This is a genomic window from Prevotellamassilia timonensis (assembly GCF_900106785.1).
GTDB classification, from domain to species: Bacteria; Bacteroidota; Bacteroidia; order Bacteroidales; family Bacteroidaceae; genus Alloprevotella; species Alloprevotella timonensis.
In genome coordinates this window covers 271,690-296,702 of the sequence record NZ_LT629845.1, presented here as the reverse complement: position 1 = coordinate 296,702, position 25,013 = coordinate 271,690, and the positions used below count along the sequence as shown (strand labels likewise).

Sequence of the window (25,013 nt, the reverse complement as noted above, 5' to 3'; positions counted from 1 at the left end):
ACGTCGGCAAAAGTACAAACAATTTTGCACACAAACAAGAATTATGCGCATTTTGTGAAAAATCCTTGCGCACACGGCTGTCGCTGCTGCTGCCTCATGCCTTCTTACATCGCCGCCTGCAGAATATAGACCTTACACTTAGGGACGTTCAAAATTGCCATCAAAAAGAGAGACTGTTTTGCGGGCGCTTGCACAATTTTGTATCATTTATGCAAAAGAACAACCCTATAGTTGTACCTTCTCGTAAGAATCAGTTATCTTTGTTGGCGAAATGGCATTAGCCATAATATAAAAGGCACAAAGCGAAATACGTCTAAGATGATAAAGGAAACAATATCTCCTATTCAAAATGCAGGAACACAAATGAGCCAAGAAGAAAAATCTTGGTTTAACCATTCGCAGATGATAGCCAATATCATGTCAGCAAGAATGAAGGAACTTGGAATGACTCAAAAGATATTGGCAGAGAAAATGAATTGCACTCAACAGTACATTTCAAAAATCTTGAAAGGGCATGAGAATCTTTCGCTTGAAGTCATAAGCAAAATAGAGAATGCCTTGGATATTCATTTTCTGCAAACGAATGAATAACCATGTTCTTATAAGTATAACGATAAAAAAGATGAGATATGCCTGTACAAAGTGAAGCAGCCCTCGAAAACGGACTTATAGATACTCTTCAAAAGATGAACTACGAGTATGTTCATATTGAAGAGGAGAAGAACCTGTCTGCCAATTTCAAGAAACAGTTGGAGAAACACAACAAGAAGAAATTGGAAGAACTTGGTCGCACTGAGTTTACGGAGGCTGAGTTTGAAAAGATACTTATCTATCTTGAAGGTGGCACTCGCTTTGAAAAGGCAAAGAAACTGCGTGACCTCTTTCCGCTTGAACTGGAAAGCGGCGAACGCCTGTGGGTGGAGTTCTTGAACCGCACTCACTGGTGTCAGAACGAGTTTCAAGTTTCCAATCAGATTACGGTTGAAGGTAGAAAGAAGTGTCGTTACGATGTGACGATACTTATCAATGGTCTGCCTTTGGTTCAGATAGAACTGAAGCGTAGAGGCGTAGAGTTGAAACAGGCATACAACCAAATACAACGCTATCACAAAACTTCTTTCCATGGACTGTTTGATTACATCCAGTTGTTTGTCATATCTAATGGTGTGAACACTCGCTATTTTGCAAATAATCCGAATAGCGGATATAAGTTCACATTCAACTGGACGGATGCAGCCAATATGCCTTTCAACGACTTGGAGAAGTTTGCCACTGTGTTCTTCGACAAGTGTACGTTGGGCAAGATTATTGGCAAGTACATTGTATTGCATGAGGGAGACAAATGTCTGATGGTGCTTCGCCCTTATCAGTTCTATGCAGTGGAGAAGATTCTCGACCGTGTAGAAAACTCCAACGATAACGGTTATATTTGGCATACAACAGGTGCAGGAAAGACCTTGACATCATTCAAGGCAGCCCAACTTGTATCGGAGTTGGACGATGTGGATAAGGTGATGTTTGTGGTTGACCGCCACGACCTTGACACGCAGACGCAAGCCGAATACGAGGCCTTTGAGCCTGGTGCCGTTGACAGTACCGACAACACAGACGAACTGGTGAAGCGTCTGCACAGTAATTCAAAGATCATTATTACCACCATTCAGAAACTTAATGCAGCTGTCAGCAGGCAGTGGTATAGCAGTCGTATAGAAGAAATACGTCATTCTCGCATCGTGATGATATTCGATGAGTGTCATCGAAGCCATTTCGGAGATTGCCACAAGAACATCGTAAAGTTCTTCGACAATACACAGATATTCGGCTTTACAGGCACACCTATCTTTGTTGAGAATGCGGTGGACGGACATACCACAAAAGAAATCTTTGGCAACTGTCTTCACAAATATTTGATAAAGGATGCCATTGCCGATGAAAATGTGCTTGGTTTTCTTGTGGAGTATTACCACGGCAATGAGGATGTGGATAATGCCGACCAAGACCGCATGACGGAGATAGCAAAATTTATCCTTAATAATTTCAATAAGTCAACATTCGATGGAGAGTTTGACGCATTGTTTGCCGTGCAGTCAGTGCCGATGCTAATCCGTTACTACAAGATATTCAAGAGCCTCAATCCGAAGATCAGGATTGGGGCGGTCTTCACATATGCAGCCAACAGTTGTCAAGACGATGAGCAGACCGGTATGAACACTGGCGGTTTTGCAAGCGAAAGTACAGGCGAGGCAGACGAACTGCAAGCCATCATGGATGACTATAACAATATGTATGGCACAAGTTTCACTACCGAGAACTTCCGTGCGTATTATGACGATATCAACCTTCGCATGAAGAAAAAGAAAGCAGACATGAAGCCTCTTGACCTCTGCTTGGTTGTCGGTATGTTCCTAACTGGCTTTGACAGCAAGAAACTCAACACTCTCTATGTTGACAAAAACATGGAGTATCACGGATTATTACAAGCGTTCAGTCGTACCAACCGTGTGTTGAACGAGAAGAAGCGTTTCGGTAAGGTGGTTTGCTTCCGTGACTTGAAAAGCAAGGTGGACGAGTCTATCAAACTTTTCAGCAACAGCAATAATCTTGAAGATATTGTGCGCCCACCATTTGATGATGTTAAAACCCACTATCAAGAACTGACAAAGGACTTCTTGGAGCATTATCCCGAACCTCATTTTGTGGACTATTTGCAAAGTGAGGACGACAAGAAGCAGTTTATCCTCGCTTTCCGTGACATCATCAAAAAACACGCAGAGATACAAGTGTATGATGAGTTTGAAGAGGATGCTCCCGACCTCGGAATGACAGAACAACAGTTTATGGACTTCCGCAGCAAGTATCTTGATATATACGATTCGTTTGCTGTCAAGAACGATGATCTAAAGAAAGGTTATCAAATTCCAGAGGAAGACCTAAGCATGGTTGGTGAACCAAGCCCTCATGAAGAAGTCGCAACTGGTATGGGCGATATTGATTTTTGCTTGGAACTCCTGCATAGTGATATTATCAATGTTGCCTATATCTTGGAGTTGATTGCAGACCTCAATCCATACAGTGAGGACTACGAAGAGAGGCGTAAGCACATCATCGACACAATGATTAAGGATGTTGAACTTCGCAGTAAAGCAAAACTCATTGACGGATTTATCCAGAAGAATGTGGATGATGACCGTGACAATTTCATGGTTCGCAAACAAAAGGCTGATGGTACAAGCGACCTTGAAGAACGGTTGAATAACTACATCGTAACAGAGCGCAACAATGCTGTAAATACACTTGCCAAGGAAGAGGATTTGGATGCATCCGTGCTCAATCACTACCTATCTGAATATGACTACCTACAGAAGGAACAGCCTGAAATCATACAAGAGGCACTGAAAGAGAAACACCTGGGACTGATAAAGAAGCGCAAGGCATTGACAAGAATACTCAACAAACTGCGTTCGATTATAAGAACATTTTCTATGTATTAAGTGTTAGTGATAAGTGATTAAGTGTCAGTGATAAGTGATTAAGTGTTAGTGATAAGTGATTAAGTGTTGCACTGCAACCACTTAGTATCTATTCACTAAAACATAAAACTAAAAAATGGATTATGAAGCAAAGTATATTAAAAGATAAGAACAAGCTTTTTGCACTAAGGGTTATACGCTTGTACAAGTATTTATGTGAAGAAAAGAAAGAATACGTTCTTTCAAAACAATTACTTAGAAGTGGTACAAGTATTGGAGCAAACATTGCCGAAGCCTTTTACGGACAAAGCGAAGCAGATTTTGTTGCGAAATTGTCTATCTCGCAGAAAGAAACGAGTGAAACCATTTATTGGTTAGAATTATTACATGAGAGTGAATATTTAAAAGATAATGAATTTGATAGTGTTTATAGTGATGCAGAGGAATTAATCAAACTATTGACATCCTCTATAAAAACAATTAAAGGAAAAATGCAACAAAGCAAACTTAATCACTAATCACTAAAACTTAATACTTAACATGAGCGAAGAATTACAACAGAGACTCCGTGACCAACTTTGGGAAGTCGCTAACAAACTGCGTGGCAATATGTCTGCCAGTGACTTCATGTATTTCACCCTTGGCTTTATCTTCTACAAGTATTTGTCGGAGAAGATAGAGAAACACGCCAATGACGCATTGGTGGATGATGAAGTTACGTTCAAGGAACTCTGGGCAATGGAGAAAGACGAAGATATAGAAGAACTTCAGGAGGGCGTCAAGACCGAATGTCTGGAGAACATCGGCTACTTCATTGAACCAAACTTCCTGTTCTCGTCTGTCATTGAGAGCATTAAGAGAAAGGAGAATATTCTGCCGATGCTCGAACGCTCATTGAAGCGTATTGAGGACAGTACCCTCGGACAGGACAGCGAAGAGGACTTTGGCGGTCTATTCTCTGACATTGACCTTGCTTCACCCAAGTTGGGCAAAACTGCCGATGACAAGAATACTTTGGTCAGCAATGTGCTTCTTGCACTTGATGATATTGACTTTGGTGTGGAAGCATCGCAAGAGATTGATATTCTCGGTGATGCCTACGAGTATATGATTAGCCAATTTGCCGCAGGTGCTGGCAAGAAAGCTGGTGAGTTCTACACTCCTCAGGAAGTAAGCCGTATCTTGGCAGAGATCGTAACCATCGGTCATGCTCGTCTGCGCAATGTCTATGACCCAACTTGTGGTAGTGGTTCGCTGTTGCTACGTGCAGCAAACATCGGTCATGCAAACGAGATTTTCGGACAGGAGAAGAACCCTACGACCTACAACTTGGCTCGTATGAATATGCTTCTTCATGGCATAAAGTTCAGCAACTTCCGCATAGAGAATGGCGATACCTTGGAGGCTGATGCTTTTGGCGATACACAGTTTGACGCTGTGGTAGCAAATCCTCCTTTCTCTGCTGAATGGAGTGCTGCCGATAAGTTCAACAACGATGATCGTTTCAGCAAGGCAGGACGCTTGGCACCACGCAAGACTGCCGACTATGCCTTTATTCTCCACATGATTTACCACCTTAATGAGGGTGGTACAATGGCTTGTGTCGCTCCTCATGGCGTGTTGTTCCGTGGCAATGCCGAGGGCGTTATCCGCCGTTTCCTCATCGAGAAGAAGAACTATGTGGATGCCATCATCGGACTTCCTGCCAACATATTCTATGGCACAAGCATCCCGACCTGTATCTTGGTATTCAAGAAATGCCGTAAGGAGGATGACAACATTCTGTTTATTGATGCAAGCAAAGAGTTTGAAAAGGTCAAGACCCAGAACAAGCTCCGTACGCAGCATATCAAGAAGATTGTTGACACCTATCGTGAGCGCAAGGAGATAGAAAAGTACAGCCATCTCGCCACACTGCAAGAAGTGGCTGAGAACGACTACAATCTCAACATTCCTCGTTACGTTGATACTTTCGAGGAAGAAGAACCTATCGACATCCATGCTGTCATGAAAGAAATCAAGGAATTGGAAGCCAAACGAGCCTACCTTGACAAGGAGATTGAAGGGTATTTGAAGGAATTGGGATTGGTAGAATGAATTTTTTGTACCAGGTTGGGACAATTTTAGAAGAACGTTTTATATGGCTGAGAAAGATAATATACCAGAAATGCGTCCTACGTTTGATGCTATCCGCAGGACTGACGAAAACAACAAGGAATATTGGAGTTCGCGCGACCTGTGCAACGCTATGGGATATTCTACTAACTGGAAATTCCAAAATGTCATAAATAAGGCAATTGCCGTAGCCAATCAAAAAGGCATGAAGATTGATGACCATTTCAACCAAACGGTTGATATGGTCAAGCTCGGTAGTGGTGCATATAGAAAGGTGAACATATTCCGTTTGTCTCGTATGGCGTGCATGATTATAGCTGAAAATGCAGACGGAAAGAAACCTCTGGTGCAACAAGCAAGAGAATATTTTTCGCAATCCGTTTCTACCACAGAACTTATCCGAAACTCACTGGAATCCAACATATTACTGTATAAAACAGCACAAGGTGAAACCCGCATTGAAGTGATATTCAACAACGAGACATTTTGGATGTCGCAAAAACGCATGGCAGATTTGTTTGGCGTAGACCGAGCAACGATTGCTTATCACCTTTCTCAAATTTATGAAAGTGGAGAACTTACAAAAGAGGCAACTTGTAGAAAAATTCAACAAGTTCAACTTGAGGGTGTGCGTGATGTTGAACGTACTCCTTTGTTCTACAACCTTGATGCCATTATTGCCGTTGGCTATCGTGTGAACAGTTATCAAGCCACACAATTCCGTATATGGGCTACATCTGTATTGAAGGAGTTTATCATTAAGGGGTATGTACTTGATGACGAACGCCTGAAACAAGGCAAGCATTTCGGCAAGGACTACTTTGACGACTTGTTGGAACGCATCCGTGAGATACGGACGTCTGAACGTCGCTACTATCAGAAGATAACGGATGTATATGCAGAGTGTAGTGCTGATTATGATGCAAAATCAGAAAGTACCAAATTGTTCTTCAAGATGGTGCAGAATATGATGCACATGGCTGTCACACATCATACCGCAGCAGAGATTGTCTTTAACAGAGCTGATGCCGAACAACCACACATGGGGCTTACAACATGGAAAAAAGCACCAGACGGTAGAGTACAAAAGTCTGACACAATTGTTGCCAAAAACTATTTGTCGGATACCGAACTTAATCAACTCAATGGCATAACTACTTCATTCCTTGACCTTGCTGAGACTCGTGCCCAACGCCATATCATTACAACAATGGAAAATTGGCGAAAGCGACTTGCCCAGTTCCTTGCGGCAATGGACTATGAGGCAAACCCTTCGGCAGGAACTGTTTCGCAAGATGAAGCAAGAGCAAAGGCTTATGGAGAATATGAGAAATATAAGCTCATCCAAGACCGTTCATATATTTCTGATTTCGACAGATTTAATAATGGTAATGACGATATGCCTCTGCTTCCTTTCGACCTCAATCCAAAGGAGAACTGAAATCTTCCACAACTTGTGGAAATTTTAGGGAAATAATTTGTCCACCAAGCTGGTGGACTATTTCAGAACAATCAAATTAAGGATTAAAAATGACAACGACAAAAAATAACGAACATAAGAAACTCTATTTTTCGAGTGAGCGAGAGCAGAGTCAAGCTTGCTTGAACTCTGCCGAGCATGAGAAAAATCAAGGACGAAAAGTCCTTAATGTCCCAAATCTCAGACTCCCAGAGTTTCAGGGGGAGTGGGAAGAACTTGGGCTTTCAGAACTTCTTGATTTCAAGAATGGATTAAACCCCAAACCAGACAAATTCGGCAAAGGTATAAAGTTCATTTCTGTTATGGACATTCTTAATAATGCAGTCATTTCATATGATTGCATTAAGGCTTCTGTTGATGTAACGGAGAAAGAATTATCTGACTTTTCTGTTGAAAAAGGAGATATATTATTCCAACGCAGTTCAGAAACTTTGGAGGATGTTGGTAGAGCGAATGTTTATATGGATGATAAAACTGCTGTATTTGGAGGTTTTGTTATTCGTGGAAAGAAAAAAGGAGAATATGACCCACAATACTTCAATTATTTGTTACGCAGTCCGTTTGCTCGCAAAAAAATAGTTCCAATGGGTGCAGGTGCGCAACATTTTAATATTGGGCAAGAAGTATTGAGCAAAGTAAAACTGCACTTTGCAAATATAAAAGAGCAAAAGAAAATTGGAAAAATGTTCTCTTTGCTTGACGAGCGCATAGCGACCCAAAACAAAATCATTGACAAGTTGCAGTCCTTAATCAAGGGACTAAATGACTTCTTGTATACTCAATATGGTGGTGAAGTATTGACCTCTTTTGCAGAACTTGGCACTTCATATTCTGGACTATCTGGGAAGTCTGCACAAGATTTCGGTTCGGGTAAGCCTTTCATAACTTATTTGAATGTGTATTCAAACAATGTCATCAAAGAAAATGATTTCCAATATGTGGCAATCAAAGATGATGAGAAACAGAATGTTGTAAAATATGGCGATGTGTTATTCACATTATCCTCGGAAACTCCAGAAGAAGTTGGTGTAGGGTCTGTGTATCTTGGTAAAGAGAAAGTGTATCTCAATAGTTTTTGTTTTGGAATTCACATCACAAATACGGAAGTTGCTTTTCCTCCGTATCTGTCTTACTACGTTTCTTTAACAGCATTCCGCAAATTTATTTATCCTTATGCACAAGGAAGTACGAGGTTCAACCTGTGTAAGGCTGATTTCGAGAAGGCAAGTATTAAACTACCAACCTTAGCAGATCAAAAACGAATATACTCTGTGTTGGGGCATATAGACTGTAAAATAGAAACAGAAAGACAAATGCTTAACCTTTATAAATCTCAAAAGCAGTATCTGCTTCGCCAAATGTTCATATAAACATCTGGCGGAGCAAATATTTCTTCTGCATACTTAGGCTTGTTAGAATGTTCTTTTCCACCAATAATTTGCTATCTATTGCAGATAACGACTGAGCATATTGGAGTTGTTCTGTATATGATGGGCAAAAAAACTTGGCTTTGCCATAATCCTTGAAATATATGTGAGGTATAGCCATACCTGTCTTATAGGGTTCAAAGTTGAATACTTTCAGCAGATAGTAAAGGTATTGGAGTGAATAGCCTTCTTTTGCTTGTAATGTATTCAAAGTTCCTGTTGCAGAACATTTGCCTGTAACGTAGGAAACGGTTCCTACACCAGAACCATCTTTGATAATATAAACGGCTTCACCCTCTGTATTATAATTATCGAGGTAGCCAACGATGCCATTTGCTCCATAAACTGGATATGCACCATGTTCACAAACATCACTTTCTTGTAAGGTGGAAGAACTGCATTCTACGCACTCTGACAAACGAACATTAGTCTTGTTGCTGTGAACTATCTTCTGTGCAATTCCCTTGATTAAGGACTGCAACTTGTCAATGATTTTGTTTTGAGTAGCAATGCGCTCGTCAAGTGAGCGCAATAGTTTGGTTATTGCGTTTTGTTCTTCTTTACAAGGTAAATATACATGCGTCCTTTTTAGGTCTGCAAATGGAGGTATGTTTTTAATGGCAGAACCATTACTGTAAATTTTGGAAAATTTATCAATCATCGAAGAGAATACTGTTATAAAAATTTTCTTATTTACAAATTCGTCGTTTACTCGTACTCTCATCAAAGCTTGATTAAATACGCCATCCTCTGCTTCTTGTGGTAATTCATAGATTTCTCCAATAGTTCCTGCACATGAGACAATCAAATCACCAGCTTTTGTAACAAATTGTTTCATGTGTGAATCGAAGTAATCTTTCGTAATATAATATCTGCTCAAGGTCCAGTCTTTTTTTATGGCATTTTGTTGTTCGTAAACTTTTATTGCAGTCTTGCTTTGCGGAACGAAAATATCTTTCTTCAATGCACTACCAAAAGGACCTTTTTTGTATTGTGCTATTTCATCAAATGTGCACTTCTCCCACTCCCCCTGAAACTCTGGGAATCTGAGATTTGGGACATCAGAGGTCTATTTTCTCTAATTATTATGTACATCTTCAAAATTAAGGATTACAATGACAATAAAAACAATTAGAGAAATTGCGTTGGCTTGGAAAAGTGACAAGCAACGCTACGTAAAGCAGTCCACATACGCTGCTTATGTGCTAATTCTGGAGAACCACATTCTGCCATCATTTGGTGATTGCGATGCTCTGAGTGAGAAACTTGTGCAGGAGTTCGTTTTACAGAAACTGAATGGCGGTCTAAGCATTAAGACGGTGAAGGACATCCTTATTGTCTTGAAAATGGTTATGAAGTTCGGAGTAAAGAACGAATGGTTGAACTATTGCGAGTGGGACATCAAATACCCTACGACAGAGCCCAACAAGGAAATTGAGGTGCTGACGGTGGCACACCATAAGAAGATCCTCGATTTCATCAAACAGAACTTCACATTCCGTAACCTCGGTATCTACATCAGTCTGACCACTGGCTTGCGTATTGGAGAAATTTGCGGTTTGAAATGGTCGGACATCAATACCGATAATGGCACTATCACCGTGAGTCGCACCATTGAGCGCATCTACATTGTGGAGGGCGAACGCAAGCACACGGAGTTGGTCATCAACACACCCAAGACAAAGAACTCATGCCGTGAGATACCGATGAACAAGGAACTGCTGGCGATGGTGAAGCCACTGAAAAAGGTGGTAAACACAGACTTCTATGTACTGACCAATGAGAAGAAACCGACAGAGCCACGTACCTACCGCAACTATTATCATCGGTTGATGGCGCATCTTGACATGCCTCGACTAAAGTATCACGGGCTGCGCCATAGCTTTGCAACACGCTGCATTGAAAGCAACTGCGACTACAAGACAGTAAGTGTATTGCTCGGTCATGCCAACATTACAACAACCCTTAATCTCTATGTTCACCCGAACATGGAGCAGAAGAAAAAGTGCATCACCAAGATGATCAAGTCTCTTGGAAAATAGGGAACACAAAAGACATAGGCTATAAACGGTAAAAGGATGTGGTGACTTCAAATCACCCCATCCTCCGCCTATTTGTTGATATATAATGCGACAAAACAGACAAGCAAAATGACTGTATAAAGGAAACTCGGCAAGAATATCCAAAACCAAGTCTTTACCCAACCATTTGACAACCACACGCCTTCATTCCTTGACATCAAACAAGCCCTAAACACAAACAAGCTGAATAATCTCGCCAACAATCTGTAAAGGAATTAGGTATTAGGGCGTCACACCCCATCTGCACCAAGTGCAAACGAGCATGTGCACTTGTCTGCACACGTTCTATGCACGCCATATTTTTAATTATGTAAAAAGTGTCTGCACTCTGCACTTTTTACATATTCTTTATTGATAATCAAGCACTTAAGCAGTGTATACACATCTACACTCCGTCTGCACTGGCATCTGCACGCGCCTTGTTCCTATGCCACCATCTACATTCAAACACACTGCTTGCACCTCCCTTCATTCGTTCACGAACAGAGACACGAATCGGCATAGGGGGAGAGATTTTTCATACGGAGCAAGAGTCCTTTCTAACTCCCGCAACTGTATTTTCGCCCTCCCATAACAATGCTTGCGGCTATTCTACACCCATTTCACCACGCCTGCATAAAGGCTCGCATCAAAGTGCAGACAGTGCAGACAAGTGCAGACAGAAGTGTAGACAAGTGCAGACGGTGTCTACACGCCTAATTATTTAATTTTCAACACATTACAAACAATAGTGCAGAGTGTAGACAAAATTGCTTTTTTCCTCTGTATAGCACGAACTCAGCAATAAGTATTCAGCGGGAATACGTATATTGGGGGTTACCTTGTTGTATATTCTAAAGAGTGCATACCCTTCTGACACAGTTTCCATTTTTATTTTGCTTAGTAATGTTTTATTTGCTACCTTCGCAGCATAGCATGGAAGTAGAGCCAGTATATAGGAAGTTGGCCAGTCGTTAGACTGAGAGCAGCAGTTCGAATCTGTCGCTTCCATGCTTTTTTGTTTATTCTGTTATATTTATTTTGATTTATGCTTTAAGGCACTACTATTCGGGGGGGAGTTTCTTGTCAAGTACTTGGCTTGGCGTATAATCTATTATTGTTTCGGACCAGTGCGTTAATATGTTTTAGCCTTGTAGGCATTTCTTCTCCGATATTTCGTAACTTTGCACGGATTATGTGTTGGCGGAATTTGTTGACGTGAACTAACCTGAATGCACGTTCGATTTCGTACCAACAGACACACTATACATATAAGGTATTGAAATAGCATGTCATCACTACACAATAAGAAAGCAGCTTACCACACACTTGGCTGCAAACTCAATTTTGCCGAAACATCGTCACTTCGCGACCAACTGGAACGCGAAGGGGTGCAAACCATACAAAAGGGCGAACATGCAGACATCTGTATTGTAAACACTTGCTCCGTAACCGATGTGGCCGATCACAAATGCCGACAGGCCATACACCGCTTTACACGCGAACACCCGGGTGCCTTTGTGGTGGTGATGGGTTGCTACGCCCAACTCAAGGCCGACGAAATCGCCACCTTTGACGGGGTGGACCTTGTGCTTGGCATGGAACAAAAAGGCGATGTGCTGCGTTACATTGAGGAACGTATGGCACAGAAGGAGGCCCTGAATGGCGGCGACGCCTGCCACGAGGCTATCAGTGTGCCTACCAAGGACATTCGCACCTTTGTGCCATCATGCTCGCGCGGTGACCGCACACGCTATTTTCTGAAAGTGCAAGACGGCTGCAACTATTACTGCACCTACTGCACCATTCCCATTGCACGCGGCCGCTCACGCAACGGCAGCATTGCATCGCTCGTTAAACAGGCCGAGCAGGTGGCCGCCGAAGGAGGCAAGGAAATAGTGCTGACGGGTGTCAACACGGGCGACTTTGGCCGCTCGACAGGCGAAACTTTCCTGCAACTTATCAAAGCTCTCGACCAGGTGGTGGGCATTGAGCGCTACCGTATATCGAGCATAGAGCCAAACTTGCTCACCGACGAGATTATTGAGTTCTGCGCACAGTCGCGCGCCTTCATGCCTCACTTTCACATACCGCTACAATGCGGCTCTGACACAGTGCTGAAACTGATGCACCGCCACTACGACACGGCCCTGTTTGCACAAAAAATAGCACGCATCAAGCACATCATGCCCGACGCTTTCATAGGGGTGGACGTTATTGTTGGTATGCGCGGCGAGACGGACGAGTGTTTTGAAGAGTCGTACAACTTTATCAAGTCGCTCAACATCTCGCAACTGCACGTGTTCAGCTACAGCGAGCGCCCAGGCACCAAAGCACTGGAAATACCCTACGTTGTGCCGGCACAGACGAAACACGAACGCAGCCAGCGCCTGCTTGCGCTGTCGGAGGAGAAACGACGTGCGCATTATGCCCAATTTATTGGCACCACACGTCCTGTGCTGTGGGAGCACGCACGCGACAATGAACCCATGCAGGGCTTTACCGACAACTACATACGCGTGAAGCAAGCTACCGGCGACCATGCCAAAGACAACCATGTGACTTTGGCCGAACTGGGTGATTTTACAGCCGACGGCGAATGCTTGAATGAAGTGTTGGACCAAACTACATCTGCTCATGATTAAGACTGACAAAATAGCCATCGTCATACTTAACTGGAACGGTCGCGACATGATGCGCCAATTTTTACCCTCGGTTGTAAAACACTCCAAAGACGAGGGGTGCGTGATTGTGGCCGACAATGGTTCGACCGATGGCTCGCTCGATATGCTGAAGGAGGAATTTCCCGAAATTGAATTACTGCCATTGCCGCAAAATTATGGCTTTGCCGAGGGCTACAACAAGGCGCTCGACCTGGTGGAAGCTCCCTACTACTTGTTATTAAACTCTGATGTGGAGGTGCCAGATGGTTGGTTGCGCCCCATGCTCGACTATATGGAGCAGCACCCTGAGGTGGCTGCCTGCCAGCCCAAACTGCTGAGTCAGAAAGACAAACAATACTTTGAGTATGCCGGAGCTGCTGGTGGATTTATGGACCGCTACGGTTATCCATTTTGCCGCGGCCGCATATTTGCCGATGTTGAACGCGACGAAGGGCAGTACGACACCACAGCACACCTGCTTTGGGCCACTGGCGCGGCCTTGATGGTGCGCAGCCAGGATTGGAAGGAGAGCGGCGGACTTGACGGCCGTTTCTTTGCCCACATGGAGGAAATTGACCTGTGCTGGCGACTGCGATCGCGCGGCAGAGGCATTGTGTGCGTGCCGCAGAGTGTGGCCTACCACGTGGGAGGGGCATCGCTTGCCGCGGGCAATCCGCGCAAGACATTTCTCAACTTCCGCAACAATCTGCTGATGCTCTACAAAAATTTGCCGGCCGACGAGCTAAAGCCTGTCATGCGTGTACGCAAATGGCTTGACATGGTGGCGGCCTTCAAATTTTTGATTACAGGCGATGTGGCCAACTTCAAGGCGGTATACAAGGCACGCAGAGAGTTTAGGCGTATGCTGCCTGACTTTGAAAAAGACCGCCAACACAACCTGCAGTTAGCCGTCGATGGCGGACACGGACTGCCCGAACGTATTGACCAAAGCCTGCTGCTTTTGTACTACGCGAAAGGCATTAAAAGGTTCAGCGCTTTGCATTTTTGATATTATTTCATATATTTGCAAACAAAATAACAGTATAGTTGAAACGCTTACGCTACATATTATCCACTCTCATGGTATGCTCGCTTGCAATTTGTATGGCAGCATGCCAGTTTGACCGTAACCTTATTAAGGAGAATGCTGGCAAGGACTTGCGCATCATTCGTTACGACCGCATGGTGGACGACTATGTCAATACGGGCAATGTGGCTTTGTGGCAACGAATGAACACGGAGTTTCCACGCGAGACCCGTGCATTGATTGAGGACGTGCTGCACCTCGGGCGCGCCGACAATGAGGACATTGACGACAGCTTGATAGCATACTACAAAGACCCCATTCTGGTGCAATTGCGCATGGACATATCGCGCAAGTTTGAGGACCTTTCGGTTTACGAAAAAGCTTTGTCTCGTGCCTTCAAGCGCCTTGAAACCGAAGACAAGAATTTTGTTACACCCAAGATTTACGCTCAAAACTCGGCCTTTAACCAAAGCATTGTGGTGGGCGACAGCCTTATTGGCATCAGCCTCGACAAATACATGGGGGCTGATTACCCCGCATACAAAAAGTATTTTTACGAAAATCAGCGCGCCACAATGGAGCCCTCGCGCATAGTGCAGGACTGCTTATACTTTTACCTGAACCAACAGTTTCCTCCCACGAGACTGCGCATACGCCACACTTTGGGACAGTGGCTTATACACCAAGGCAAAATTGCCTGGGTGGTGGCACAACTCACTAATAAGAGTGCTATTGACATAGCAGCCTGCCAACCGGCCACCAAGGCATGGTACAAGCTGAACGAACGACGCGTGTGGAACACGCTGCGCAACGAAAAAATATGGAACAGCTATGACTCGTTGTTGCTGCACTCCATTTTGTATTCAAGTGATGCACACCCTTATTTTGTCGACCCGCACTCGCGTGGCGTGGGACTGTGGATTGGTATGCGCATTGTAGATGGCTACATGAAACATCACCCTGAAATGTCATTTGACGCACTGCTCCGTTATAACAACTATGATTTGATCAAGAAGGAGAGTAATTATTGACTCAAGTTTCGGATTTAGCCCGCCCGTGTTAAATCCGAAACTTCAATTATTGAAATATACACTATGGCTTCATTGTACCTTATACCCGTAACCTTGGGTGATACGCCCTTGTCGCAGGTGCTGCCTGCCTATAACAAGGACATCATTCTTGGGTTGCGGCATTTTATTGTGGAGGAGGTGCGCACAGCACGCCGTTTTTTGAAACAAGTTGACCGCGACATTGATATTGACAGTTTGACGTTCTACCCCATGGGCAAGCATGCCGATGCAGCGTTATTTTCAAAATACCTTGACCCGCTGCGCAAAGGCGAGTCGGTTGGTGTTATAAGCGAGGCTGGCTGCCCCGCAGTGGCCGACCCTGGAGCTGACGTGGTGGCCATAGCCCAACGTGAGGGACTGCATGTGGTGCCATTGGTCGGCCCTTCGTCCATTCTGTTGGCAGTGATGGGTTCGGGATTTAACGGACAGAGTTTTGCCTTTCATGGCTATCTGCCCATTGCACCTGGCGACCGTGCCAAAAGGTTGAAACAACTCGAAAGCCGCTCTGCTGCTGAACACCAGACACAGCTATTCATTGAAACGCCCTATCGCAACCATAAGATGATTGCCGACATCTTGTCTACCTGCAACCCGCGCACACGACTGTGCATTGCCTCGGGGCTGACTACCACACAAGAGTTTCTGCAATCGAAAACGGTGAAAGAGTGGAAGCAGACTCCCCCACCCGACTTGAACAAGATTCCTACCATCTTTGCCATTTACGCTGGTTAACGCTGGCATTTTGTTTGCCGCAAGGCCTGCGTGCTAAATTGGACAATAAATACGAAAGTGTCCGGTAAAATGTGCTGTTGCACATTTTACCGGACACTTGCCATTTACGCGATATGCTAAAGGTGCTTAGAGCACAACTTTAACTACTTGCCCATCGGCCACAACCACATAGGTGCCATGAGGCAGCGCAGTGCTGTTGTTAACCTGTTGGCCAGCTGCATTATAGATGCTGTAGTGGTTGGCATTCTCAACAACAATGCCGCCAAACTTGGTATATACCTTTACAGCAGAAGTTTGGTTGTTGTTAATTGAAGTTACCTCACCAAAGTTCTTGACAGAGCTGTCGCCCTGACCAGTCAGTTCGGCTACCTTGCCATTCAGCACCTCTACGTCGTAAGCCACATCGTTGGCTGTAAGGTACGGATAGTCGAGTTCGCTTTGTGCCAAGGCAATGGCTTGCTTGAGAGCCTCAGCCTTTTCACCCTGCAAAGTGGCGAGCACCTGCTGTGCACTGCTGACTGCCTGCTGCAATCTATCGGTCTCAGCCGAAGCGGGAAGCGGCACCAAGCGGAAGGTGAAGGCGTTCTTTGCCACCTTGTTGGCTATGGTGAGCGCTGAACCAGCTGCATTGGGTGCAACAAACGAAAGCGTGCTGCCGCTCTTGGCATCAGTGGTGCTGCCGGCATGAATGGCCAGGTGCGAATCGAGCGTCCATTCGTCCTCGTTGAGGAACAAGACAAACTTTGATGCTTCGGCTGTGGTGGCAGACTTAACAGCATTTCCGTCAACCGTTACATTGGCACCTGATTGCGGCAGCGTGAGGGTGGCAACGCCTTCATCATTTGTACTAATGAGCAAGCGCGAACCTTGGTAGGTGTAATCTGTGCTCAACGAGGCATTGCCGTTGGCATCGAACGACACAAAACGTCCCTCGCTATTGTAGTTGTAGTCGGGGAATACACTAACTGCCTGAATGCAATAGTAACCATTGGCAACGGCATTGGCCAATGAAACGGGCTTAGCCTCAACCAACTTGACACGTACCGCGCTGGTCTTGTCCTGAAAAGTCATGGTGCCGTCTGCATTATAGCCATAGCACTTCTCAGCGTTTTCGAAGGGAACCATGTAATATGAGTTGTCATCAGCCTTCTCAAAGGTCCACTTTTGGTTGTCGCCACCGCTTGTTTGCCACTGCAAGAGCTTGTGATAGTTTGCATTGTTTGAGGCTGATGGGTTGTCGATGTTGACATTGCCTACCGAGCTCTTTATGGTCCAATAATTTCCCGAACGGTTTATTTGCCATATCTGTCCTTCGTCCTTTACATCAAAAGGCTGCATGGTCAATATGGTGTTATTGGCCGTTGAACCATTGTTGCTTAATGCTGCCGAAGTGTCGAATGTGCAAATTTGGTAGTAGTTGCCGCTGGTTATGCCATCAATGGTAATGACGGGTTCAACATACTTGACCAACTTGACACGTGTGTCGGCACCTTTGTCCTGAAATGTAAAGTTGCCATTGGCATCAAGCGCATAACATTTCTCGGCATTTTCGAATGGGATCATGTAATATGAGTCATCGTCTGCTGCCTCGAAAGTCCACTTCTGGTTGTTGCTACCTTCTGTTTGCCATAAACAAAGCTGGTTACCGAATCCTAAATGGTTCTTGGAAGGATTATCTATATTAAATGCCCCCATTGCCGAGGTTATGCCCCAATAGTTGCCGTTTTGGGTCAGCACCCATACCTGGCCTTCCTCGGTGTCGCTCAAGTTGGTGAGTGTAAGCGTGACATTGTTTTTGGCCACTTCGCCACAGCTCAATGCTTTTGTGCCATCGAGCGTTACTATTTTGTACTTTTGACCGCTCACAATGTTGTCGGCCTGCACATTAAATGCGAATGCCAACAATGCGAAGAGCGTTAGAAATATCTTTTTCATAAATCTGATGTTGTATCGTTAGTAATGTATGTGCGGCCCTTTTACTGCAAGTCGATGTATTCGGTAGGCATTGAGAAGGTGATGCCGCGATGCTGAAGGTCGAGCATCAAGGGGCGTGAACGCTTTAAGAAACCCTTCCACGAACGGTTCTTTTGTGCGCTCCAACCTGCCTCGGCCAATATCAGCGAACGTGGGTAGGCCTGGTAGAATATGCGCTCGGGCGAATTGATAGATTCGCTCCACAGAGTGCCGGCCACGCCAAAGAGATTGTTCTTTTCAAATTCCTCACCTTTGCCCCAACCTGGGTCGAACTGGTAAACAGTCTCGAACGTGCGCACGGGCATACCCCAGTTTACCTCGGGCATATCGCCACTTGCCATGGGATAGTCGAAATAGCAATAGTCGCCAGGGCACATCATGATTTTGGCATTATTGTCGATAGCCGCCTGCACTGCAGGTTCTGTCAGACCATTACGCCAAGCAAATGTGACACAGCCCTCTTGTATCTCCTTAAAGTCGGTTTCGTACCAGAACATGGGTACCTTGTCGTACTTGGTGCGCAAGGTGTCAATAATACGGTCGAACATGTACTTTTGCAGTTTCCAGTTTTCCGACCGGTCGGTAGTGGTGATACCGAGCTTTTTCTTGAGTTTCTTGTCCTTCTCGCAAGTGGTCCAACAGTCGAGGGCGGGATTACCGGCCTCATCACCACCAAGGTGAACATATTTGCATGGGAACACATCGGCCAACTCGCGGAACACGTTGCCAAGGAACTCATAAGTAAATTCGTTGCCCGGGCAGAGCAGTTCGTTCGACACACCACAAGTGGTGCGGATAGGCACTTGCTTTCCACCACAAGTAAGTTCGGGGAAAGCATGAATGGCAGCCACTTCGTGTCCCGGCATTTCGATTTCGGGCACAACCATAACATGATATTGTGCACAGTACTTGACGAAGTCCTTCATCTGCTCTTGTGTGTAGTAGCCAGATATGGGTATCAGCATGTCGTCCATGCCCACACGCGAGGTGCTTTTCTCGATAAGTTGCGGATACTTCTTTATTTCAATGCGCCATGCTTGGTCATCGACCAAGTGGAGGTGAATACTGTTAAGTTTGTAACGTGCCATTTCGGGCACAATCTCCTTCAGACGTTCGTAAGGAACGAATATGCGGCAAGGGTCAACCATCAACTCGCGTACATGGGTGCGCGGTGCATCTTCGATGGTGATAGGGTTGGTTTCGATGCAACGGGCCGAGGCATTGTCATCTATCATGAGTTGCTCCATGGTCATGATGCCATAGAACACACCCGCGGCCGTTTTGCCGGCAATGTTTACGCCATTCTCGTCGATTGAAAGCGTGTAAGCCTCATCGTCGTTGAGCGAGGTGTCGATAGAGAGCGTTATTTGTGCTGTGCCGTTGTCGTTAAGAGTGGTTATGCCTGCACGGTCGGCAAGAATGCGCAGCAAGTGCGCCTTTTCGTTGGCCAACTCGTCGGGGCAGTTGATTTGTCCAACATTCTGCCATACAAGCGGCTGGCCCTGTGCTGAGGCCATTTTCAAAGGGATTGGCACCAAATTTTGTGCGGTGGCAACTGTTGGGGCCACCCAACTTGCTGCACAAAGCAGTGCGATGGAAAGAAATATCTTTTTCATAAATATTGTGTCTGATTGAGGGTTAGTAATTTACTTTGAATGTACGATTGTTAACCTTGACAAGGTAAGCGCCTCTTACCTGTAAGGGCAAAGCAATTTCACCCTCGCCCTGCAATGACTGCAAGAGCTGGCCTTGTGCATTATACATCTGCACACGGCTGCCCTGAGGCAAATGCTTGAGCCATACCTTGCTGCCTTCGACAGTGGCAGTAACTTTGGCTAATGCCTGCTGGGTGCTGACTGTGGTGACAGTACCGATGTTGAAGTTTTTCCACACCTCGGCCGATTTATAAGCCTCTTCGCTACCCTCGGGCACCAGCAAGTCTACATTGGCGCAGTCAACCCCGGCAAAGGCTGTGGCATCGACTGCTGCGGGAGTTTCGGCATAAACCTTTATGGTTTTGAGTCCGGTACAACCGGCAAACGCACATGCTTTGAGTTCGGTGAGTTCGGCAGGCAGAATGACGCTTTCTATGCCACTGCAACCTGAAAATGCGCCCTTACCAAAATACAAGATGCTGCCCGGAATGCTTACCTCGCCACGCAAACCGCTACAATTCATGAAAGCGGCATCGCCTAACTGCTGCAGGGCTCTCGGCATGCTGATGTGTGTGAGGCTCTTGCACTCGGCAAAAGCTGAGGCGCCTATGCGGGTTACCATCTTGTCGAGATTGATGTCGCCCGAAAGACTGGTGCAATTAAAGAAGGTGTTGTTGCCTATCGACTGCAAAGTAGAAGGCAACTTGATACCCTCGAGACTGCTGCAACGCGAGAAAACGCCATCGCGCAACACAACAAGGGTTGAAGGTATGCTGACAGTGCCCGCCAAGCTTGTGCAACCCTCGAAAGCATACGAGCCAATGTTTACCAACTGACCCGAGCCAGCGAACTGAATGCCTTGTAACGACTTGCAGCCTGCAAAACAGCTGGCACCGATGCTGGTTGTTGTTCTCGAAAATGTCAGTGTGCCTGCTAAAGAGTCGCAAGCGAAGAATGCCTGCGAGCCAATGGTTGAAAGGTTGTTGGGCAACACAAGGCTCCGCAAGTGATGGCGCGAATGGAGCGCATTTTTAGAAATGTTCGGACAGTTGGCCGCCGACAGATCGAGCGTGGCCATTGAATAGCAAAGGTCACGCAGCTGGCGAAAATCGCTGTTGCCTGTGGTGGTCAACGTTCCCGTGAGTTTGACATTTACCAGGTTAGGCTGATCTTTTGCCGCCACACTGGTTATGTTGCCAGTGGTCACATTTTGTGCCCAAACGTATGCAGGCGAGCCGCACAACAATGAGCACATGAGCATGAATTGTAGACTTCTTCTCATAGAATGATGATGGGTAAAAAAGTTTGTATTCGTAAGTATTAATAGGTCGTATATACCATCTGTTATTCATTTCAGAATAACTACCGGTAGCAAATGTACATAAAAATTATGTAACAATGCGAGGCTAACTTGCAAAATAGGGCATTTAACTGGCCAAAACGCCACATCTCGCATAAAAATGGTGTGCCAAGGCCCTCCTAACTTCGTCAATGCGTCACCCAATCAAATGACGTAACGCTTCGTTTTTCAACATGCGCCATTCAATGGTACAAAAGAGCGATGAAGTCGGGATATTGTGGTGTTTTATGAGATCTGCCGCTAACGCGGAGAACATAAGGACAAAAGAACATAAGAACAAAAGAGTTTCAAGACATACGGGCATGGACTTACGTCCATGTGCCCTCAAGAACATAAGGGCTACGCCGTTAAGCCCATGAGCGTCATGGAACAAGAAAACAATAGCATTAAACGCTACGGCGTAGCCCTTATGTTCTTAAGGGCACATGGACGCAAGTCCATGCCCGTATGTCTTGAAACTCTTTTGTTCTTATGTTCTTTTGTCCTTATGTTCTCCGCGTTAGCGGCAAATCTCATTGAGCGCCACATTCTTCAGCACCCCTCGTCATATTTGCGCCTCACGCAGTGCTATGTAGACTTGCTGCTGCGTCGGCGCGGCACTTGCTGCTGCACCAGTTCACGCCCCAGAGCCACGGCAGTGAACGTCTCCTTTGTCCGTCTTGTCACGCCGTTGCACTTCGGGTGTGCGGTCAAGCACATTATAGCGTATGTCGCACAGTTCGTCCATTAGGGTGATGGTTTGTTCTGTCAGACCGCAGTTTGTAGTGTTGCCAGTCGCTTGCGGTGCGCCGTCAGTGTCGTTGCTCTTGCTTTTTTGCGGCTGGGGCTTTTCTGTGTTTTTAGTTTGTGATTCCGGGGTATGTCCGATAACGTCTATCAGTTTGTCAACGCCACGTTTCACAATGGCGTCGGCATAGCGCAGCATTCTGTTAAGCATTCGTTTCATGGTAGTTACTACAATTTGGTTTGATATAAAAGTAAAGTGCTGCAAAGGTAACACGAAGGCATTGAACCCAACAAAAAAAGTGTACAATTTGTACACAAATATTTGCTCCCCTTCCCGCCTACCTACATATAAATGAATGTGTGTGCTTTTACTGCCATCTTACACTTTTTGTGCGTAACAAGCTGATACACAGAGTTTTCAAGAGTGTAAGATGATTTCAAAGTATCTTACACGCCCCTACATACATCTTACACACCTCACTCCGCTGCCGCGCAGCCAATTTGGACGTGTGCAGTAGATAATACGGCATAGGGACGTAGAGAAAACTGTCGGAGCAACAGACTTTTCTGACCCCCTATGCCGTGATGTCTTCCTCCCGTGCTTGTGCCGTGTGGCAGCGTGTGGGTTGTGTAGGTTGTGTGTAAGTGGAATTTGTAGCATCTTACACTAAGTAAAGCGTTGAAGGTCAATGATTTACGATGTGTTAGTGTAAGATGTAAGATACTCGGTAAGTAAAGTTTTTGTAGTATGGTAAAGGCCCCGCTACCACTAAACGCAAGCACTAATCGCTACCACAAAACACAAGCACAAAACGCAAGCACAAAACGCTACCACTAATGGGGGCGACGCGTCCCGCGTCGGGCATCAAAGCAAAGGTTCACAGACAGGCATGTAATTAGTGCTGAGCTTTTGTGTTCAGTGTATGAGCCCTTGCTTTAATGCCCGACGCGGGACGCGTCGCCCCCATTAGTGGTAGCGTTTTGTGATGGCGCAGGAAAGTGATGAAGTCAGGAAAGAGTGTGCCAAGGCCCTACATATAAGAGCCTTGGCACACCATTTTACATAATATTGTTTATTGGGGAGGACCCCGTCAACTTGTTTGCTAATTCCGCCTACGCGTTGGCACTGTCGAAATTACTTGAGCAATTCAGCCAGTTTCTCTTCGACCTTTGACACGCCAACCCCACTGGCCACGATTTTGCCATCGGGACCTATGAGCAATGTGGCAGGTATGGCTGTGATGCCATAAACCTTGCCGGCCACACAATCCCAACCCTTGAGGTCGGACAGGTGGTGCCATGGCAAATCAAGTTTTTTGATGGCATTTACCCACGCAGCCTTATCACCATCGAATGACAAGCCCACCACATCAAAGCCCTTGTCTTTATACTTGTTGTAAAGTGCTTTCAACGCAGGCATTGACTGACGGCAAGGACCGCACCACGAAGCCCAAAAGTCGACGAGCACATATTTTCCCTTGCCCACATACTCTGACAGTTTGTGTGTTTTGCCATCAACATCGGCCATCTCGAGGTCGGTAAACATGGTACCTACAGCCTGACGTTTCCACGCTTGAACTTTGTGCTTTATGTCATCACTTAACTTCGTGCTCATATAAGCAGAATTGCTATTTTCGGCCAAAGCTATCACGTCTTCCTGCTCCATGATGGGACTTACCCGCCACAGGAAGAATGCCGGAAACTTGAACTGCTTGTTTTCAGTGCAACACTGCTTGGTCAAGGCTACCAGTTGCTCGGTGCACTCTTCATTAACTTTTTCAAAACGATCTAACACACTGTCGGGTATTTGCTTGCCTGAGGCGCGCATGGCACGGTACTCGTCACCAAGTTTGATGATTTTGCGCATCGGCACATCGAACTTGGCAGCCCATGCGCTCATGCCTTCATTCTCGGCATTGCCCGTAGCCTTTTCGCTGGTAAAATCTACCTTCACATTGCCTTCGAGCACCACGTTAACGCCTTCGCTTTTATTATAAGTGGCCATTGCAAAGATATTGCCATTGGCATCGCCTTCAAAACGGAACTGGCCATTGCTGACCGTCGTGCTGTCGATATGGGGTGATGCGCCCATAAATTGTAAATACACCTTCTTCACACCATTGGGAACTTGACCACTGACCGTATATCTCTGAGCCATGCTTGGAAGGGCTAATAGCGCACATAGCGCCAATACTGTTCGTTTCATTTTTATGTGTTTAGATTGATTGTTTGCCGATTTATCTTGTGCAAAGATAAACAATGTCGGCCAAAATGCTTACTTTTGTAGCGGAAATAAGGACAAAGGGTGGTTCTAATAATTCTGGAATAGGAATTTGTGTGCTTTCAAAAAGACACTTTCGATAGCGTACAAGTCACATTTCAGAATCGCAAAACTCTAAAAACAGAATTTTTAGAACCACCCTAAAACTCAAACACGTTAATGGAAAAGAGCGACAGCGTTGTAATAATTCCTACCTACAACGAAAAAGAAAACATTGAGAATATCATACGCGCCGTAATCGGCCTGTCCGAACATGGCTTTCACATTTTGGTCATTGATGACGGGTCGCCCGACGGCACCGCAGACATTGTAAAACGCTTGATGGCCAATGAGTTCAAACACGAATTGCACTTGGTGCAACGCACTGGCAAACTCGGTCTTGGCACAGCATACATTGCCGGTTTCAAATGGGCTTTGGAGCACGGCTACGAATACATATTCGAGATGGACGCCGACTTCAGCCACGCTCCTAAGGACCTGCCCCGACTCTACAATGCTTGTGCCAAAGATGGGTACGACGTGTCGGTTGGCTCACGCTATGTAAGCGGTGTCAATGTGGTAAACTGGCCCATGGGACGCGTGCTCATGAGCTATTACGCCTCAAAGTATGTGCGAACAGTTACAGGGGTGCCCTTGCACGACACCACAGCCGGATTTGTTTGCTATCGTCGTAAAGTGCTCGAAACTATCGACTTGGACGCCATACGCTTTAAGGGATATGCCTTCCAAATCGAAATGAAGTTTACGGCTTACAAACTCGGGTTCAAAATCAAGGAGGTGCCCGTGGTATTTGTCAACCGCGAACTCGGCACGAGCAAAATGAGCGGTGGCATATTCAGCGAAGCATTGTTCGGCGTAATGCGCCTGCGATGGGCCGCCATGACGGGAGGCATCAAAGCCAAGAAATAACTTGCTAACTATAATGTGCCAATGCGACAAATTGTTTTACCGCATTGGCACATTGTTAAATATA

At 45.5% G+C, this 25,013-nt stretch carries 18 protein-coding genes and 1 pseudogene; 12 read left to right on the top strand and 7 right to left on the bottom strand.

Annotated features, from left to right (window positions below):
* Nucleotides 1–363 precede the first annotated feature (363 nt).
* The 6 genes from BQ5453_RS09890 (at nucleotide 364) to BQ5453_RS09865 (ending at nucleotide 8,435) form a co-directional block, all read left to right on the top strand.
* Nucleotides 364–591, top strand: coding sequence for a helix-turn-helix domain-containing protein (locus BQ5453_RS09890; protein ID WP_235860109.1), 228 nt, complete (start codon nucleotides 364–366; stop codon nucleotides 589–591).
* A gap of 38 nt (nucleotides 592–629) precedes the next feature.
* Nucleotides 630–3,491: a type I restriction endonuclease subunit R gene (locus BQ5453_RS09885; protein ID WP_071123094.1), complete on the top strand. Its 2,862-nt coding sequence runs from the start codon at nucleotides 630–632 to the stop codon at nucleotides 3,489–3,491.
* 122 nt (nucleotides 3,492–3,613) lie between these two features.
* Nucleotides 3,614–3,988 carry a four helix bundle protein gene (locus BQ5453_RS09880; protein WP_071123093.1) on the top strand — a complete coding sequence of 125 codons (375 nt, stop codon included), beginning with the start codon at nucleotides 3,614–3,616 and terminating at the stop codon, nucleotides 3,986–3,988.
* 22 nt (nucleotides 3,989–4,010) lie between these two features.
* Nucleotides 4,011–5,567, top strand: coding sequence for a type I restriction-modification system subunit M (locus tag BQ5453_RS09875; RefSeq protein ID WP_071123092.1), 1,557 nt, complete (start codon nucleotides 4,011–4,013; stop codon nucleotides 5,565–5,567).
* Between the two features lie 43 nt (nucleotides 5,568–5,610).
* A complete protein-coding gene (gene rhuM, locus BQ5453_RS09870; protein WP_071123091.1) occupies nucleotides 5,611–7,026 on the top strand; it encodes a virulence RhuM family protein in 1,416 nt (471 codons plus the stop codon).
* An 89-nt stretch (nucleotides 7,027–7,115) separates the two neighbouring features.
* Complete coding sequence (locus tag BQ5453_RS09865; RefSeq protein WP_083361203.1) at nucleotides 7,116–8,435, top strand: restriction endonuclease subunit S; 1,320 nt, start codon at nucleotides 7,116–7,118, stop codon at nucleotides 8,433–8,435.
* Here BQ5453_RS09865 and BQ5453_RS14670 read toward each other — a convergent pair.
* Together BQ5453_RS14670 and BQ5453_RS14665 are read right to left on the bottom strand one after the other, a co-directional pair.
* Entirely contained in the window at nucleotides 8,428–8,910 is a 483-nt protein-coding gene (locus BQ5453_RS14670) for a restriction endonuclease subunit S (protein WP_229035474.1), read from the bottom strand. The two genes, BQ5453_RS09865 and BQ5453_RS14670, sit on opposite strands and share 8 nt — an antisense overlap.
* A gap of 69 nt (nucleotides 8,911–8,979) precedes the next feature.
* A pseudogene (locus BQ5453_RS14665) lies at nucleotides 8,980–9,507 on the bottom strand (restriction endonuclease subunit S); the annotation flags it as partial.
* Nucleotides 9,508–9,607: 100 nt separating this feature from the next.
* On the opposite strand from BQ5453_RS14665, the gene BQ5453_RS09855 reads away from it, so the two are divergent.
* The 5 genes from BQ5453_RS09855 to BQ5453_RS09835 all read left to right on the top strand — a co-directional run bounded on the left by BQ5453_RS09855 (nucleotide 9,608) and on the right by BQ5453_RS09835 (nucleotide 16,044).
* Complete coding sequence (locus BQ5453_RS09855) at nucleotides 9,608–10,534, top strand: tyrosine-type recombinase/integrase (RefSeq protein WP_071123090.1); 927 nt, start codon at nucleotides 9,608–9,610, stop codon at nucleotides 10,532–10,534.
* Between the two features lie 1,307 nt (nucleotides 10,535–11,841).
* The gene (gene mtaB, locus BQ5453_RS09850; RefSeq protein ID WP_071123089.1) at nucleotides 11,842–13,197 is read left to right on the top strand and encodes a tRNA (N(6)-L-threonylcarbamoyladenosine(37)-C(2))-methylthiotransferase MtaB; all 1,356 of its coding nucleotides are present in this window, start codon (nucleotides 11,842–11,844) and stop codon (nucleotides 13,195–13,197) included.
* The gene (locus tag BQ5453_RS09845) at nucleotides 13,190–14,224 is read left to right on the top strand and encodes a glycosyltransferase family 2 protein (RefSeq protein ID WP_071123612.1); all 1,035 of its coding nucleotides are present in this window, start codon (nucleotides 13,190–13,192) and stop codon (nucleotides 14,222–14,224) included. Before mtaB ends, BQ5453_RS09845 begins: the two co-directional genes overlap by 8 nt.
* Nucleotides 14,225–14,319: 95 nt before the next feature.
* Nucleotides 14,320–15,273: a gliding motility protein GldB-related protein gene (locus BQ5453_RS09840; RefSeq protein WP_074027664.1), complete on the top strand. Its 954-nt coding sequence runs from the start codon at nucleotides 14,320–14,322 to the stop codon at nucleotides 15,271–15,273.
* Nucleotides 15,274–15,336: 63 nt separating this feature from the next.
* Nucleotides 15,337–16,044: an SAM-dependent methyltransferase gene (locus tag BQ5453_RS09835; protein WP_071123088.1), complete on the top strand. Its 708-nt coding sequence runs from the start codon at nucleotides 15,337–15,339 to the stop codon at nucleotides 16,042–16,044.
* A 126-nt stretch (nucleotides 16,045–16,170) separates the two neighbouring features.
* Here BQ5453_RS09835 and BQ5453_RS09830 read toward each other — a convergent pair whose 3' ends face one another.
* The 5 genes from BQ5453_RS09830 to BQ5453_RS09810 form a co-directional block, all read right to left on the bottom strand.
* Nucleotides 16,171–17,979: an RICIN domain-containing protein gene (locus tag BQ5453_RS09830; protein ID WP_071123087.1), complete on the bottom strand. Its 1,809-nt coding sequence runs from the start codon at nucleotides 17,977–17,979 to the stop codon at nucleotides 16,171–16,173.
* Between the two features lie 41 nt (nucleotides 17,980–18,020).
* Nucleotides 18,021–19,634 carry a beta-N-acetylhexosaminidase gene (locus BQ5453_RS09825; protein ID WP_071123086.1) on the bottom strand — a complete coding sequence of 538 codons (1,614 nt, stop codon included), beginning with the start codon at nucleotides 19,632–19,634 and terminating at the stop codon, nucleotides 18,021–18,023.
* Between the two features lie 22 nt (nucleotides 19,635–19,656).
* Nucleotides 19,657–20,955 (bottom strand): leucine-rich repeat domain-containing protein, encoded by a 1,299-nt coding sequence (locus tag BQ5453_RS09820; RefSeq protein ID WP_083361201.1) that lies wholly within the window; start codon nucleotides 20,953–20,955, stop codon nucleotides 19,657–19,659.
* A gap of 694 nt (nucleotides 20,956–21,649) precedes the next feature.
* Nucleotides 21,650–21,979 carry a hypothetical protein gene (locus BQ5453_RS09815; RefSeq protein ID WP_143033365.1) on the bottom strand — a complete coding sequence of 110 codons (330 nt, stop codon included), beginning with the start codon at nucleotides 21,977–21,979 and terminating at the stop codon, nucleotides 21,650–21,652.
* Nucleotides 21,980–22,894: 915 nt separating this feature from the next.
* The gene (locus BQ5453_RS09810; RefSeq protein ID WP_143033364.1) at nucleotides 22,895–23,965 is read right to left on the bottom strand and encodes a TlpA disulfide reductase family protein; all 1,071 of its coding nucleotides are present in this window, start codon (nucleotides 23,963–23,965) and stop codon (nucleotides 22,895–22,897) included.
* 234 nt (nucleotides 23,966–24,199) lie between these two features.
* On the opposite strand from BQ5453_RS09810, the gene BQ5453_RS09805 reads away from it, so the two are divergent.
* Nucleotides 24,200–24,949, top strand: coding sequence for a polyprenol monophosphomannose synthase (locus BQ5453_RS09805; protein ID WP_071123082.1), 750 nt, complete (start codon nucleotides 24,200–24,202; stop codon nucleotides 24,947–24,949).
* The last annotated feature ends 64 nt before the right edge of the window (nucleotides 24,950–25,013 follow it).